We start from the raw sequence: 13,868 nt of genomic DNA, 5'->3' as shown, positions 1-13,868 counted from the left end.
ACGGGAGATATTCCGATGGGAATCCGTCAGCGGTTCGTTCCGCTCGCCACCGCGGTCGCCCTCACCGGCGGCCTCGCCCTCACCGCCGCGGCACCCGCCGAGGCCGCCCGTCCCGCGGCCTCCGGCGGCACCTACCTCTACTTCGACAAGAACTGGAAGAACCCCAGCAACTCGCGGCTCTACCTGGTCAAGAGCATCCCGAACGCCAAGGACAAGGTGCTCGCCAAGTACCGCGCGGGCTCCGGCAACGGCGGCCGCAACGGGACGAACGAGTGTGCCAGCATGCAGGGGTGGCTGCCCGACGGCACCTACCGCGTGCTGGGCCACACCACCCACAAGGCCGGCGGGCCCAAGGGGATCAACGGCTACGCCATCCAGGTCCAGGACATGCTGTGCAAGAACCACCACACCAAGCGCACCGCCCTGTTCGTGCACAGCGAGATGAACCCCGACGGCACACAGGGCAAGCGGAAGCCCGGCCACGACAACCCCTACCGCTGGGACGGCACCAACGACTACTACTCGCTGGGCTGCATCAAGCTGACCCCGGCGCACATCAAGGACCTCTTCGCCAAGGCCGCGCACTACGGCTGGCCGAAGCGCCTCAAGGTCGTCAAGTGACAGTCGTCAAGTAGTTCTGGGAAAGGGCGAGTTGGGGCGCATCCAGGGTTCCCGGGTGCGCCCCGCACCCGTGCGCAGGCCCTACCGGTCCGTCCGCGCCTTCTCGTCCGCCTCCCCGCCCGCGCCGACCAGCCCGATCCGCATCCCGTCCAGCCGGTCCCCGAAGCGCCGCATCTCGCGCTGTCCCACCGTCCCGATGACCGAGGGCAGATATCCGCGGACCGCCTGCATCCCGCGCAGCCACCACTGTCCGTAGACATGCGCGGAGCGGCGCTCGATGCCCGCCACGATCCGGTCGACGGCGGGGCCGAGCGGATAGGTCTTGTTCGACGGCCAGGGCAGCCGGGAGCGCAGCTCGCGCATGATGTCGTCCTGGTCGGCGCCGCGCACCATGTCCGTATCGGTCCAGCTCAGATAGCCGACGCCGACCCGTACGCCCTTGTGGCCGACCTCGGCGCGCAGGCTGTGCGCAAAGGCCTCGACGCCCGATTTGGAGGCGCAGTACGCGGTCATCATCGGTGCCGGGGTGATGGCGGCGAGCGAGGCGATCTGCAGGAAGTAGCCGCGGGATTCCGTCAGGACGGGCAGGAAGGCGCGGCCGGTGACCGCGCCGCCTATCAGGTTGACCTCGATGACCCGCTTCCACGCCACCGGGTCGGAGTCGGCGAACGGGCCGCCGGTGGCCACCCCGGCGTTGGCGACGACCGCATCGACCTTGCCGAAGCGGTCCTTGACCTCGTCCGCGACCCGGGCCATCGCCTCGTGGTCGGTGACATCGGCATACCAGTGATGGGCCGGGCCGTGCAGCGATGCGGCCACCTTCGCCAGCTCGTCCGGCTCCAGGCCGACCAGCGCCAGGGTGGCACCGCGCGCCGACAGCTTGCGCGCCAGCAGCGCACCGACCCCGCGCGCCGCACCGGTGACCACGACGACCTGTCCGTCAAGATTCCTGCTCACGCCGTCTTCTCCTTCTTCTCCGGCCGCCGGTTCTTCTCCGGCCGGCTGCCGCGCGGGGCCGTTCCGCGGGTGGTCAGGTGATCCCGTACGAGCTCCCGCAGACGGCCGCCGACCGCGTCCGGGTCCTCGATGGGCGTCATATGTCCCAGACCGGGCAGCTCGGTCACCCCACGGCAGTCGGGGAGTACGGAGGCCAGCCGCCGGGCGTGCGCGACGGGCGTGAGGCGGTCGGCGGTGCCCGAGAGGACGGCGGTGGGCAGCTCCAGCCGGGCCACCTCACCGGTCAGCTCGAGTCCGGCCAGCACCCTGCCCCAGTGGGCCCGTACGCCGGTCGGGCAGGCGTGCACGATCCGCGCACAGGCCTCGATCTGCTCGGGGGTGGCGCCGGCACCCATGGTGGCGTAGCGCAGGGCCCATTTGGTGACCGGCGACACGGGCCCGAGCGGCGCGCGCGAGTGCAGCAGCAGCCGGTGTGCGCGGCGCCTGCCCTGCGGGCTGCGGAGCGGGAACACCCGCGATTCCGCGGCCAGTTCGGAGCTTCCGGTGCTGCACAGGAGTGCCGCGGCGGCCCGGCTGCGCAGCTCCGGGCGGCCCCCGGCGGCCATGATCGTCATTCCGCCCATGGAGTGCCCGCCGACCACGGCGCGCTCGCCCGCCTCCAGCGTCGCCTCCAGTACGGCGACGAGGTCGTCGGCGAGGGCGCGGGTGCTGTGCGCCGCCGCCCGGACGGCGGGGCTGCGGCCGTGTCCGCGCTGGTCGTAGAGGACCACCTTGTGATCGGCGGCGAGATCGCGGACGACGGGGGCCCAGAAGGCGGTCGAGCAGGTCCAGCCGTGGGCGAGGACGACGGCGGGGGCGCCGTCGGGACCATGGGTCTCGGCGTACAGACGGGTTCCGTCGGCGGAGGTGACGGCCGTGGTCGTACGCGGCACGGGCGGCGCGTACCGGCCGCTCGTCACATGCCCGGGGCGGCGGCTCATGCCGAAACCTCGCTTCGCTCGGCTTCGCATTCGCTCAGCGCGCACCTTTCGATGATGAGCTCGCTACGCTCACTCATGCCGAAACCTCGCTTCGCTCGGCTTCGCATTCGCTCAGCGCGCACCTTTCGATGATGAGCTCGCTACGCTCACTCATGCGGTCACCTCCGCGGGCGCGCCGACGGTCTTCCCGGGTGCCGTCTCCGGCGCCGTCCCTGACGCCGTCCCCGGCGGCCGCACCACCTCGTACTCCGCCAGATCCACCTGCCGGGTCACCCGCCGGAACTCCGAGGTCGTGCCCGGCCATGCCGTCGTATTGCGCCCGTTCGCATCCAGGTACCAGCTGTCGCAGCCGCCGGTGTTCCACACCGTGCGCTCCATCCGCCGCTGGATCGTGCGGGTCCACTCCTGCACCGCGGACGGCCGGGCGCTGAGCGCGATCCGCCCGCCCAGCGTGTCGAGCTGGCGCAGGAAATCCGCCATGTAGGTCAGCTGGGCCTCGATCATCAGAATCATCGAGCTGTTCCCGAGGCCGGTGTTGGGCCCGATGATCGTGAGGAAATTGGGGAAACCGGCGGCGCAGGTACCGCGCAGCGACTCCATGCCGTCCTTCCACTCCTCGGCGAGGGTCGTGCCGTAGGCGCCGGTCACCCGCTGGGCGATGGGCATGTCGGTGACATGGAATCCGGTACCGAAGATGATCGCGTCGGCCTCGGTCTCCGTACCGTCCGACGCCACCAGCGTGCTGCCGCGGATCTCCCGCAGCCCGGACGACACCAGATCCACGTTGGGCCGGGTGAGCGCCGGGTACCAGCTGTTGGACAGCAGGATGCGTTTGCAGCCGATGCGGTAGTCGGGGGTCAGCCGCGCCCGCATCGCCGGATCCTTGATCACCCTGCGCATATGGCCCCGGGCGATGCCCTCGATCAGCCCCAGCTCGTTCGGCCGCTTGGTGAACGCGCTGACCTGCAGCTCACGGATGCCCCACAGGAGCTGGCGGCGCAGCGCCCGGGTCGCGGGGAGCCTGGTGTGCAGCCAGTGCTCGGCGCGGGTGATCCTGCGGTCGGCGCGCGGCATGACCCAGGGGGGTGTGCGCTGGAAAACGGTGAGCCGGCCGACCTCGGGCTGGATGGCCGGCACGATCTGGATCGCCGACGCCCCGGTGCCGATCATCGCGACCCGCTTGCCCCGCAGGTCGTAGTCGTGGTCCCAGCGCGCGGAGTGAAAGACCTTGCCGGGGAAGGTGTCCAGCCCCGGCACGTCGGGCAGCTTGGGGTCGGACAGCGGCCCGGTGGCCGAAACGACCACATCGGCCGTCAGCGCGCCGTCCGCCGTCTCGATCTCCCACCGCAGCGCCTCGCCGTCCCACCGCAGGCTGCGCACCTCGGCGTTGAAGCGGAGGTGCGGCCGCAGCCCGAAGGTGTCCGTCACCCGCTCCAGATACGCCCGGATATGCGCCTGCCCGGAGAAGTTCCGCGGCCACTCCGGATTCGGCGCGAAGGAGAACGAGTACAGATGGGACGGCACATCACACGCACATCCCGGATAGCTGTTGTCCCGCCAGGTCCCGCCCACCGCATCGGCCCGCTCCAGTACCACGAAGTCGGTGATCCCCTGCCGGCGCAGCCGGACGGCCGCTCCCAGGCCACCGAATCCCGATCCGATCACCGCCACCCGCACGTGGTCCCGCTCCCGCGCCCGTTCGCGCCCGTGCTCGGCCATCCCGTCGCCTCCCGAGTTCGACGTCGCCCCTCACCGGCCGCCCATCCGGCCGCACCAACTGTGCCAGCAATCACTGGCACGATTGGCTGATTGGAGAGTAGGGCAGCTCCGTACCGAGCGGTAGGGGTCGGGCGCCAGGAAGTTACCGGCGGTCGCACGCCGGTCCGGTGTCGTACCCCCGGCATAGGCTGGATCCGTGGCAGCCAACGAGCACGAGACGGCGTACGGGCACGCAGACGGGAGCGGGGACGGGGCCGAAAAGCCGCGCCCCGCCCGCGAATTCCGCATGGCCGAGCTGGCCAGGGAGGCCGGCATCACGGTCCGTACGCTGCGCTTCTACCGCGAGCGCAAGCTGATCCCCGCGCCGCGCCGCGAGGGCCGGATCGCCTGGTACAACGAGCACCATCTCGCCCGCCTGCGCACCATCGGCGCCCTCCTGGAGCGCGGCCACACCCTCGGCGGCATCGGCGAACTCCTCACCGCCTTCGAAAGCGGCCGCGACGTCGGCGAACTCCTCGGCCTGGACACCACCCTCGTCACCCCGTGGTCCGAGGAGACCCCGGTCCGCCTGACCCCCGAGGAGCTGGCCGACCACTTCCGCGACGACGTCACCCCCGAGAACCTCACCGCTTCCCTCGACCTCGGCTATCTCGTCGTGGACGGCGACGAATTCGTCCACATCAGCCGCCGCCTCCTGGACGCCTCCACCGAACTCGTCAACAAGGGCGTCCCGCTGGCCGCCGTCCTCGAAGCCGCCCGCCGGGTCCGCGCCCACGCCGACGCCCTCGCCGACCTCTTCACCAACCTGCTCCTGACCCACCTCCTGGCCGACGTCCGCCGGCACACCCCCACGCCCCAGGAGGCCGACCGCATAGCCGAAACCGTCGACAAACTCCGCCCCCTCTCCAAGGGCGTCGTCGAAGCCGAACTCTCCATGGCCATGGACCGCCGCGTCCGCAGGGAAATCGAGGAGTGGCTAGGGGCCTGCGAGGACGGCGCGGCGGAGCGGGGGGCCGACGGGGAGTAGGGGCGACCCCACGGCTCCCCGGCACGAGGCCGGTGGCACCGGAAAGCCGCGCCTGTGTCATCGGCCGAGACGATGCACACGACGGGGGTCGGCCGGTCCGCGCGACGACCTCAGAGAGCGAAGACGGCCGTCACCGGTGCGTGATCGCTCCACCGTTGGTCATAGCTCGCAGGCCGCTCCACGTAAGCCTTCACGGCCTTTTCCGCCAGGCCGGGCGTGGCCATCTGGTAGTCGATGCGCCAGCCGGTTGATCTTGTCGAAGGCGCCGCCCCTCCGCCCGGCAACCGAGAGTCCCCGTCACGCCGGGCGCATGATCGCTCCACCGCCTGCCACGGCTCACATCCGCCAACTCCCCATCCATATCGACGATTTGCTTTCAAAGCGTTGTTCAGGCGGGGAACATCGGCAAAGATTTAACTATGACGAGTACACCGTTCAGAGACACGGTCAGAAACTTAGCTCGCACCAAGGACTACATCCTGATGCAGGTGGAGTGCGACAAAGCCCGCTCCCACTCTTGGTGGAGAAATGTCGTGGAACACGGCGCCTGGAAAGGTCCCGGGACGATCCGCGTCGGCCCCCCGACCCCCGACGAACTGCCTGGGATCGCCAAGCTCTTTGGAACCTCCGAGGCGCAGGTCCAGGCAATGATCGCCGCCGACTGGTACGGGATCGAACCCAGCGGGGGCCTTTCTCCTCGGGTGATGAACATGGCCCCCTTGCTGGACAAGCTCGAAGACGAGCAAGCGGATGCTCTAGGCGTGATCATCCGGGCGATGTTGAGAGACGGACAGGGCTAAACACCTCAGCGACCAGGCATGGCGGCGGAAGGATCACCACTGGCCCCCGCCGCCTCAGACGTCGAAGACGGCCGTCACCGGCGCGTGATCACTCCACCTCTGGTCATAGCTCGCAGGCCGCTCCACGTAAGCCTTCACAGCTTTTTCCGCCAGGCCAGGCGAACTGACGATAAGGTCAATCCGCCAGCCGGCGTCGTTGTCGAAGGCGCGGCCCCGGTACGACCACCAGGAGTACGGGCCCTCGGTGTCCGGGTGCAGTGCGCGGACGACGTCCACGTAGCCGCCGCGGTTCTCGTCCAGGACGTCGGTCAGCCAGGCGCGCTCCTCCGGGAGGAAGCCGGACTTCTTCTGGTTGGCCTTCCAGTTCTTGAGGTCGGCCTCCTGGTGGGCGATGTTCCAGTCGCCGCAGACCACGACCTCACGGCCGTCCGCCGCGGCACGTTTCCGCAGGTCGATGAGGTAGGGAAGGAATTCCGCCAGAAAGCGTTCCTTCTCTTCCTGGCGCTCGGTGCCGACCTCGCCGGAGGGCAGATAGAGGCTGGCGACGGTCACGCCGGGCAGATCGGCCTCGACGTACCGCCCGCTGTCGTCGAATTCCGCCGAGCCGAAGCCCACCCGGACTCGGTCCGGCTCCCGGCGGGTGTAGAGGGAGACGCCGGCGCGGCCCTTGGCGGCGGCCGGGGCGTGCACGACGTACCAGCCGTCGGGGTCACGTACCTCGTCGGGCAGCTGGCCGGTCTCGGCGCGTACCTCCTGCAGGCAGAGCGCGTCGGCCCCGGTCTGCGCCAGCCACGAGACAAAGCCCTTCTTGGCCGCTGCCCGCAGACCATTCACATTCACAGACGTCACGGTGAGCATCCGGGCACGATACCCATCCTCCGGACGCCATCGCGCCGAGCGTCCGCTCACCCGTACGATTCCTGGAATGGAGATACGTCCCGCCGAGATCCGCCCCGCCGAGGTGCCTCCCGTCGAGATCCGCCCCGTCCCCTACGACCACCCGGACGCGGTCAGGCTCGACGCGCTGGTCCAGCAGGAGTACGCCCGGCGCTACGGCGACGGCGATATGACGCCGCTCGACCCCGCGATGTTCACCCCTCCGCACGGTGCGTATCTGATCGCCTACGAGGGCACCCTTCCGCTGGCCACCGGCGGGTGGCGGGTCCAGGAGGACGCGGACAAGGGGTACGCCACCGGCGACGCCGAGATCAAGCGGATGTTCGTGGTCCCGGAGGCGCGCGGGCGGGGGCTGGCCCGGCGGATCCTCGCCGCGCTGGAAGCGGATGCACGGGCCGCGGGGCGCTCCCGCATGGTGCTGGAGACCGGCATCAAGCAGCCCGAGGCGCTGGAGCTGTACGCGTCCAGCGGCTATGTGCACGTGAAGAAGTTCGGGCTGTACCGGACGTATGAGGACAGCCGCTGCATGGCGAAGCCGTTGGGGACGGCGGATGGCGCGGAGCCGCTCGGGACGGGTGGCTGAGCCGTTCCAGGCGGCGGTGGCGGGCCGTACAGCCATGGCCGTATCCCCGTCACCGCACCCGCACCCGCACCCGCACCCGCACCCGCACCCGCACCCGCACCCGCTACCGATCGTCCCCGCTTGACCCTCACGTAACGTCAGGCCGCAACCTGATCGACGGCAGCACGGGCCACCGGTGAGCACCGGGACGTAGGGGACGAAAGGCGCTGCGATGAGCTACTCCGTCGGACAGGTCTCCGGCTTCGCAGGGGTCACGGTGCGCACCCTGCACCACTACGACAAGGCCGGCCTGCTCTCGCCCAGCGACCGCAGCCCCGCCGGCTACCGCCTCTACAGCGACGCCGACCTCGCCCGGCTCCAGCAGATCCTCTTCTACCGGGAGCTCGGCTTCCCGCTCGACGAGATCGCCACCATCCTGGAGGACCCGCAGGCCAACGCCCTGGACCAGCTCCGCGCCCGGCACCGCCTCCTCAACGAGCAGATCACCAAGCTGCGGCGGCTGGTCGAGGTCGCCGAGCAGGCCATGGAGGTCCAGCAGACGGGCGTGCAGCTGACGCCCGAGGAGCGGTTCGAGGTCTTCGGCGAGGTCGCCTTCGATCTCAGCTACGCGACCGAGGCCAACCTCAAATGGCAGCACAGCGAGGGCCATCAGCGCTCCATGGCACGGGCCGCCGCGCACTCCAAGGAGGACTGGGCGCAGATCATGGCCGAGGCCGGCGCCTGGCGGCAGCGTCTCACCGCCGCGTTCGACGCCTCGGAACCGGCGGACGGCGAGCGCGCCATGGACCTTGCCGAGGAGCACCGCCGGCACATCTCCCGCTGGTTCACCCCCTGCCCCACCGATATGCACGGCCGGATCGCCGACGATTTCGCCGCCGACCCCCGCGCCTTCGCCCTGCTCGTCCCCCCGACGGAACAGCGACCCGGGCTGGCCTCGTACCTGCGCACGGCCGTCCACGCCAACGCCGTACGCCAGTCGGACACCCCGCAGTAGGCCCGAGCGCCCCGTACACGGCGCCGACAAGCCGGCCCGCCCGCCCCCTCGCGGCATTTCCGCGGCTGCGGCGGCGGCTGCGGCTGCAGTCCCGCACCCCACCACCTCACCCACCACACAGGGGACCGCCCACCATGAAGATCCTGATCACCGCCGCGGGTTCCTACGGCGATGTCGCCCCGTACACCGGCGTCGGCGCCCGCCTCCAGGAGGCCGGCCACGAGGTCGTCCTCGCCACCCATGACACCTACGCTCCTCTCGTCCGCGCCGCGGGCCTGGGGTTCCGCCGCCTCCCGGCCGACCCGCGCACCGCCCGCCCGGCCGACGGCGCCCCCGAGAAGTCCCCCTCCCCCGGCGGCAACCGGGCCCTGATGCGCCAGGCCGCCGCCTTCATCCACCAGCTCGGCGGCGGCCTGGCCGAAGCCACTCCCCAGGACACCGAGCTCCTCCTCCTGTCCGCCACCACGGCCCCCCTCGGCCGGCACCTCGCCGAGGCGATGGACATCCCGTGCCTGGACCTGCCCCTCGTCCCCAACGCCCCCACCCGCGACTTCGCGCCCGTCACCAGCGGCGGCCGCTCCCTGGGCCGCTGGGGCAACCGCACCACCGGCCGCCTCGCGCTCCGCGTCGTCGACCGCCTCTACGCCGGCGCGGCCCGCGACCTCCGCGCCCGCCTCGGCCTGCCGCCCGCCTCACCCCGTACGGTCCGCCGCCGCGCCGAGGCGGCCGACCGGCCGGTCCTGCACGGCTTCAGCGAGGTCCTGGTACCCCGCCCCGCCGACTGGCGCCCCGGCCTGGACATCGTCGGGAACTGGTGGCCGTGGCACGCCCCCGACGCCCAACTCCCGGCCCAGGTAGAGGACTTCCTCTCCGCCGGCCCACCCCCGGTCTTCATCGGCTTCGGCAGCATGGCTTCCGGCGAAGGCGAACGCCTGAGTGACCTGGCCGTACGAGCCCTACGCCGCGCCAAGGTCCGCGGCATCCTCCAGTCCGGCTGGGCAAACCTCTCCACCCAGCCCCACACCCAAAACCCCGACAGCCCCGACGACTCCTACAACTCCCCCACCTCCCCCACCTTCAACGACTCCGACATCCTCACCATCGGCGAGGTCCCGCACGCCCTCCTCTACCCCCGCATGTCCGCCGTGGTCCACCACTGCGGCGCGGGCACCGCCGCCGCGGGCCTCCGCGCCGGAGTCCCCACCGTGCCCCTCCCCGTCACCGCCGACCAGCCCTTCTGGGCCGCCCGCCTCGCCTCCGTGGGCGCCGCGACCACCCCGATCCCCTTCAAGGCCCTCGCCTCGGAAGACGCCATGCCCCTCCTCGCCGAGGCCATCATCCGGGCCACCATCGAGCCCGCCCTCCGAAGGCGCGCCGCCGACGCCGCCCACCGCCTCGCCTCCGAGGACGGTTCCGGCGCAGTCGCCAGGACCGTCGACCGCCTGTCCGCCTAGGCGCGCCGCCCGACGGACCGCCGGTGCGGCCCGAACGTCTGCTCCTTGGCCAGATCAGCGTCAACGGCGGGCCTGACAGCCGCCCCGCCCCACAAGGGCCCGGAACGCGCCCACATCGCCGATGACTTCTTCGGCGCGGTCCCGCCGCTCGTACATCCGGTAGTACCGGGCTCCGATGGCGTCGGGATCGGTCTCACCGCCGCCCGGGACAATGCCGGAAGCGATGGTCACCGTACCCACGTGGACCCCTTCCGGCTCGAGTTCGGTATGCAGGGCGTGTGCCCAGTTCCGCAGGCCGGCCATGGCCATGCCGACATTGGCCAGGAAGGGGGCCGGAACCGTCGAGGAAACGCCGGTGGTCAGCAGCAGCGTGCCCGCTCCTCGGGCCCGCATGTCCGGCAGCACATGCTCCACGGCGGTCACGGCTCCCAGCACATGCAGCTCGAACTGCGCGGTGACCGAGGCGACCGTGGTCTGCGCCGCGTGCGTGATCGGCCCGGTCGGGCTCGGGCTGAATTCCAGTACGTCGGCCGGACCCAGCGTGCGCCTCGCCGCGGTGAGAGCGGCGGTGAGGGCATCGCGGTCGCGGATGTCGGCCGGGAAGCCGGCGGCGGTGATCCCCAGCCCGGCCAGATCGTCGACCAGACCGTCCAGCCTCCCCTTGGTACGCGCGATCAGCGCGACCCGAAACCCGTTACGGCCGAACGCGCGCGCCACGCCCATCCCCAGCCCTGGTCCCGCACCGACAATCACGAGCGTCTTCGCCACAGCAGTTCCTCCCCGTCGCAGCGGTCCGTCCGACGACAGCCAGACTCCAACTCCCGTGCGTCCGCCATTACTTACGCTTTGTGCGTAGCCATATGGTTCGTCACTACGGTGGCGTCGGCAAGACGGCACATTGATGTCAGTGACGCACACGGAGGTAACCCATGGCTCCCCGCACCAACCCGTCGCCGGCGCCCGGCGAGTCGGAGGAGGACGTCTGCCGGCAGGTGCTGCGGATCCTCTCGCTGATCGGCGACAAGTGGAGCATCCTGGTCATCGGCCAACTCCGCGACGGCACCCTGCGCTTCGGTGAGCTGCACCGCGCCGTCACCGGCATCTCCCAGCGCATGCTCACGCTGACGCTCCGGCAGCTGGAACGCGACGGCCTGCTGACCCGCACCGTCCACGCCGGCGTCCCGCCACGCGTGGAGTACACGCTGACCGAACTCGGCACCACGCTGCTGGACTCCGCCATCGCCCTCGGAGAGTGGGCCACCACCCACCGGCACGAGATCAACGACAACCGCCGCCGCTACGACGCGGCCCATCCGTCCTAGAACCACGCGAACACCACAGTTGCTGTACTGCGCTGCTGTACTGCGCGGGTCAGTCACTGATGAGCGAGAGCATGCCGCTCAGCCCGAAGAGCCCCAAGCCAAGGGCAATGGCCGCGCCGGCCACGAGCACCACGCAAAGCAAGGAGATCACCACGCCCTACGAGCCCCCCGCACGAAAGGGCGTCAGCGTCCGATGCCTCGGCGAATCGCGGTCTCCACAGGGGAGTAGTCGCCATCGGGGCGTTCGATGCTCGGACCCTGCCCCGGGTGGGGAAGCAGCGGCGGCTGCGCCATGAAGCGGGGTTCGACACCCCGGTGGGGTTGCGCGGCATGTACGAGGAAGGGGTGACAGAGGTAGACGTCCCCAGCCCGGCCCGTGGCCATGGCAAGCGGTCGGTGTTCGGTGGCGGGCACGGCGCGCTCGGCGAGGTTCATGAAAGACAGGCCGGCCTCTCGCTCGGGTTCGAGAAGTGCGGCGACGTCCAGGTGGGAACCGACCCGGATCCGGGTAGGCGCGTCGTCCTCCCCCACATCGGACATCAGGAACAGCATCAGCAGCCACCGCCCCCGGGAAGCGACATTCACCCGGTAGGACATGAAGTCGGCGGGATCGTCTCCCGGGAAGCTCGCATCGATGTGCCATCCGTCGTCGCCTGGCTCCTGGTCGCTGCGGAACCGCACGGGGAACGTGCCGAGCCCGCCCAGCGGCGCCCAGCGCCCCTCGCCGACGAGGGCATCGAACGCGGCGTGCAGCCGAGGCGAGTTGGCAGCGGCCCGGAAGGGCTCTTGCCCATAGGCGCCGAGCCGCACCACGGGGCTCTTCCACGTCGCCGGGTCATCGGGCTCACCATCGATGTCCCGCCACATGATCTCCCGGCACTCCGCCGCGAGATCGCGCGAGAACGCCCCCTCCACACGGAGGAACCCCTTCTCCACGAACTCGGACACATCGTCGTCACTGATCATCGATTCACTCATGCTGTCAACGTGTCATCGAGGCGGCAGCACCCGCCCGACAATTTCTGCACGGCTGATGTCAGGACACCGGCATTGATCGCGGTGTAGCGGCTGTGGGAGGAGTTGCCGTTGTCAGGCCGGCCGCCGCGCGCACATGACGCATGACGCATGACGCATGACGCATGACAGAGAATCAGCACACTCACCACCGCGATGCGCTGCCGTCCACCACCCCGAAAAGCGCCGAACAGGCCCCGGAAACGACAAAGATCCCGCCGATCATCATGATCGGCGGGATCTCGTCAACCGTTCCTGAGCCAACTCAAGAACTTTCCTGCTGTCTGTGGACCTGAGGGGATTCGAACCCCTGACCCCCTCGTTGCGAACGAGGTGCGCTACCAGCTGCGCCACAGGCCCTTGCGACGAGTGAAACTCTAGCATCTCGTTCGCGGTGCTCGGAAATCGCTTCCGGTGCTGGTCAGTGGAGGGCCGCCACCCGTTCGCCGGTGCGGCGTGGGTCACTCGTTCGCGGCGCGGGGGCGGTCCTCGTCCTCGTACTGGTCGAAGAGGGGGGTGCGGCCCCGGGGGCGGCGGTCGGGCTGGGGGGTGTCGTGGGGCTGCTCGGGGGCGGCGCTGGAGCGGGCGGAGCTCCAGGCGTCGTCGGTGTCGAGGTCCACGTGGCTGGTGGCCCGGGGGGCGACCGGGGCGGTGACGTAGGTGGGGAGGGGGACCGGGACGGGCTCCCAGCTGCCGGAGGCGGGGCGGGGGCGTTCGCGTTCGCGCTGCTGGTCGACCCACTCGGCGTGGTCGGTCTCCTCGACGAGGGCGCGGCGGCCTGCGGTGTGGTGGGAAGTGGGAGCGGCCGGGCGGGGTGGTTCGGGGGCCGCGTGGGCGGGGGCGTCAGCGTGTGCGTCGGCCGGGTGGTCGTCGGCGGGCGGCTGGTCGGCCGCCTGGTGAGGGCGGGGGCGGCCCTCCCGCAGTCGTTGCGCGGCGGCCTCCGCCTTGCGCTGGTCCATCGTGAAGACGAAGCGGCGCCGCTCCTGGACGCGGAGGTAGACGATGTACGCGGTCAGCAGGGCGGCGGGGACGGCGGGGGCCCAGAGGAAGGGGAGGCCGCCGACCGCGGCGGCGATGGCGCCGACGGTGAAGGTGAGGAACAGGACGGTGATGGTGCGCCGGCGGCGGGCGAGGACCTTGGCGCGCTTGGTCCGCTCGGCGAGGGACGGGCGGGGCGGGGCCGACTGCACCCGGGTGTGGGGGGCCTCGATCCCGGCCTCGGCCGGCGGTTCGGGGTCACCGAAGGGCCCGGCGTCCGGCTCGTCGGCCAGGGCGTCCGGGCGCTGCTCGTCGGCGGCATCGTCGGCAGGACACTCCTCCTGCCCCTTGTCGTAACGGCGTTGCATGGCCGCACGTCCGGACAGGAGCCGGATGGCAGTGCTGAAGCGTTCGGTCGGACGGGCCTCGTTGAGCTCGTCCTGCCTACGGAGCCACATCGGCACCAAATAGGCGGCCCAGGCCCCGACGATGACTGCGTAGATGAGGCCGCTGCTTCTCACA

15 protein-coding genes, 1 tRNA gene and 1 pseudogene are annotated in these 13,868 nt (G+C 70.8%); 8 read left to right on the top strand and 9 right to left on the bottom strand.

Annotated features, from left to right (window positions below; all coding sequences use genetic code 11):
• The first annotated feature begins 15 nt into the window (after positions 1–15).
• The gene (locus ADL29_RS43495) at positions 16–621 is read left to right on the top strand and encodes a L,D-transpeptidase (protein WP_053924334.1); all 606 of its coding nucleotides are present in this window, start codon (positions 16–18) and stop codon (positions 619–621) included.
• An 81-nt stretch (positions 622–702) separates the two neighbouring features.
• On the opposite strand, the gene ADL29_RS16110 is transcribed toward ADL29_RS43495, so the two are convergent.
• The 3 genes from ADL29_RS16110 to ADL29_RS16100 all read right to left on the bottom strand — a co-directional run bounded on the left by ADL29_RS16110 (position 703) and on the right by ADL29_RS16100 (position 4,277).
• Positions 703–1,578 carry an SDR family oxidoreductase gene (locus tag ADL29_RS16110; RefSeq protein ID WP_053924333.1) on the bottom strand — a complete coding sequence of 292 codons (876 nt, stop codon included), beginning with the start codon at positions 1,576–1,578 and terminating at the stop codon, positions 703–705.
• Entirely contained in the window at positions 1,575–2,558 is a 984-nt protein-coding gene (locus ADL29_RS16105) for an alpha/beta fold hydrolase (RefSeq protein ID WP_053924332.1), read from the bottom strand. The genes ADL29_RS16110 and ADL29_RS16105 overlap by 4 nt, the downstream gene beginning before the upstream one ends.
• A gap of 150 nt (positions 2,559–2,708) precedes the next feature.
• Positions 2,709–4,277 (bottom strand): flavin-containing monooxygenase, encoded by a 1,569-nt coding sequence (locus tag ADL29_RS16100; protein WP_053924331.1) that lies wholly within the window; start codon positions 4,275–4,277, stop codon positions 2,709–2,711.
• A 286-nt stretch (positions 4,278–4,563) separates the two neighbouring features.
• On the opposite strand from ADL29_RS16100, the gene ADL29_RS16095 reads away from it, so the two are divergent.
• A complete protein-coding gene (locus ADL29_RS16095; protein ID WP_053924390.1) occupies positions 4,564–5,304 on the top strand; it encodes a MerR family transcriptional regulator in 741 nt (246 codons plus the stop codon).
• A gap of 110 nt (positions 5,305–5,414) precedes the next feature.
• Here ADL29_RS16095 and ADL29_RS45265 read toward each other — a convergent pair.
• Positions 5,415–5,577 (bottom strand): annotated as a pseudogene (locus ADL29_RS45265) (exodeoxyribonuclease III); the annotation flags it as partial.
• 146 nt (positions 5,578–5,723) lie between these two features.
• On the opposite strand from ADL29_RS45265, the gene ADL29_RS16090 reads away from it, so the two are divergent.
• Positions 5,724–6,104, top strand: coding sequence for a hypothetical protein (locus tag ADL29_RS16090; protein WP_157878502.1), 381 nt, complete (start codon positions 5,724–5,726; stop codon positions 6,102–6,104).
• A gap of 54 nt (positions 6,105–6,158) precedes the next feature.
• Here the strand turns inward: ADL29_RS16090 and ADL29_RS16085 are convergent, their stop codons facing one another.
• The gene (locus ADL29_RS16085; RefSeq protein WP_053924329.1) at positions 6,159–6,962 is read right to left on the bottom strand and encodes an exodeoxyribonuclease III; all 804 of its coding nucleotides are present in this window, start codon (positions 6,960–6,962) and stop codon (positions 6,159–6,161) included.
• Positions 6,963–7,029: 67 nt separating this feature from the next.
• Here ADL29_RS16085 and ADL29_RS16080 point away from each other — a divergent pair, with 67 nt between their 5' ends.
• The 3 genes from ADL29_RS16080 (at position 7,030) to ADL29_RS16070 (ending at position 10,032) form a co-directional block, all read left to right on the top strand.
• Positions 7,030–7,584: a GNAT family N-acetyltransferase gene (locus ADL29_RS16080; RefSeq protein ID WP_053924328.1), complete on the top strand. Its 555-nt coding sequence runs from the start codon at positions 7,030–7,032 to the stop codon at positions 7,582–7,584.
• 211 nt (positions 7,585–7,795) lie between these two features.
• Positions 7,796–8,578 (top strand): MerR family transcriptional regulator, encoded by a 783-nt coding sequence (locus ADL29_RS16075; RefSeq protein WP_053924327.1) that lies wholly within the window; start codon positions 7,796–7,798, stop codon positions 8,576–8,578.
• A 134-nt stretch (positions 8,579–8,712) separates the two neighbouring features.
• The gene (locus ADL29_RS16070) at positions 8,713–10,032 is read left to right on the top strand and encodes a glycosyltransferase (RefSeq protein WP_053924326.1); all 1,320 of its coding nucleotides are present in this window, start codon (positions 8,713–8,715) and stop codon (positions 10,030–10,032) included.
• A 60-nt stretch (positions 10,033–10,092) separates the two neighbouring features.
• Here ADL29_RS16070 and ADL29_RS16065 read toward each other — a convergent pair whose 3' ends face one another.
• Positions 10,093–10,800 carry an SDR family NAD(P)-dependent oxidoreductase gene (locus ADL29_RS16065; protein ID WP_053924325.1) on the bottom strand — a complete coding sequence of 236 codons (708 nt, stop codon included), beginning with the start codon at positions 10,798–10,800 and terminating at the stop codon, positions 10,093–10,095.
• A gap of 161 nt (positions 10,801–10,961) precedes the next feature.
• Between ADL29_RS16065 and ADL29_RS16060 the strand changes: the two genes are divergently transcribed.
• On the top strand, positions 10,962–11,354 hold the full coding sequence (locus ADL29_RS16060; protein WP_053924324.1) for a winged helix-turn-helix transcriptional regulator: 393 nt from the start codon (positions 10,962–10,964) through the stop codon (positions 11,352–11,354).
• Positions 11,355–11,537: 183 nt separating this feature from the next.
• Here ADL29_RS16060 and ADL29_RS16055 read toward each other — a convergent pair whose 3' ends face one another.
• Positions 11,538–12,320 carry a phytanoyl-CoA dioxygenase family protein gene (locus ADL29_RS16055; RefSeq protein WP_425424248.1) on the bottom strand — a complete coding sequence of 261 codons (783 nt, stop codon included), beginning with the start codon at positions 12,318–12,320 and terminating at the stop codon, positions 11,538–11,540.
• A gap of 173 nt (positions 12,321–12,493) precedes the next feature.
• Here ADL29_RS16055 and ADL29_RS43490 point away from each other — a divergent pair, with 173 nt between their 5' ends.
• Positions 12,494–12,664 carry a hypothetical protein gene (locus ADL29_RS43490; protein ID WP_157878501.1) on the top strand — a complete coding sequence of 57 codons (171 nt, stop codon included), beginning with the start codon at positions 12,494–12,496 and terminating at the stop codon, positions 12,662–12,664.
• Here ADL29_RS43490 and ADL29_RS16050 read toward each other — a convergent pair.
• Together ADL29_RS16050 and sepX are read right to left on the bottom strand one after the other, a co-directional pair.
• Positions 12,656–12,728, bottom strand: a tRNA-Ala gene (locus tag ADL29_RS16050). The genes ADL29_RS43490 and ADL29_RS16050 overlap by 9 nt on opposite strands.
• A 101-nt stretch (positions 12,729–12,829) precedes the next feature.
• A complete protein-coding gene (gene sepX / locus ADL29_RS16045; RefSeq protein WP_053924322.1) occupies positions 12,830–13,867 on the bottom strand; it encodes a divisome protein SepX/GlpR in 1,038 nt (345 codons plus the stop codon).
• Position 13,868: the final 1 nt, after the last annotated feature.

It is taken from the genome of Streptomyces chattanoogensis, from assembly GCF_001294335.1.
GTDB classification, from domain to species: Bacteria; Actinomycetota; Actinomycetes; order Streptomycetales; family Streptomycetaceae; genus Streptomyces; species Streptomyces chattanoogensis.
The sequence above is the reverse complement of the archived record's forward strand: the minus strand, read 5'-3'. Positions and strand labels throughout refer to the sequence as shown.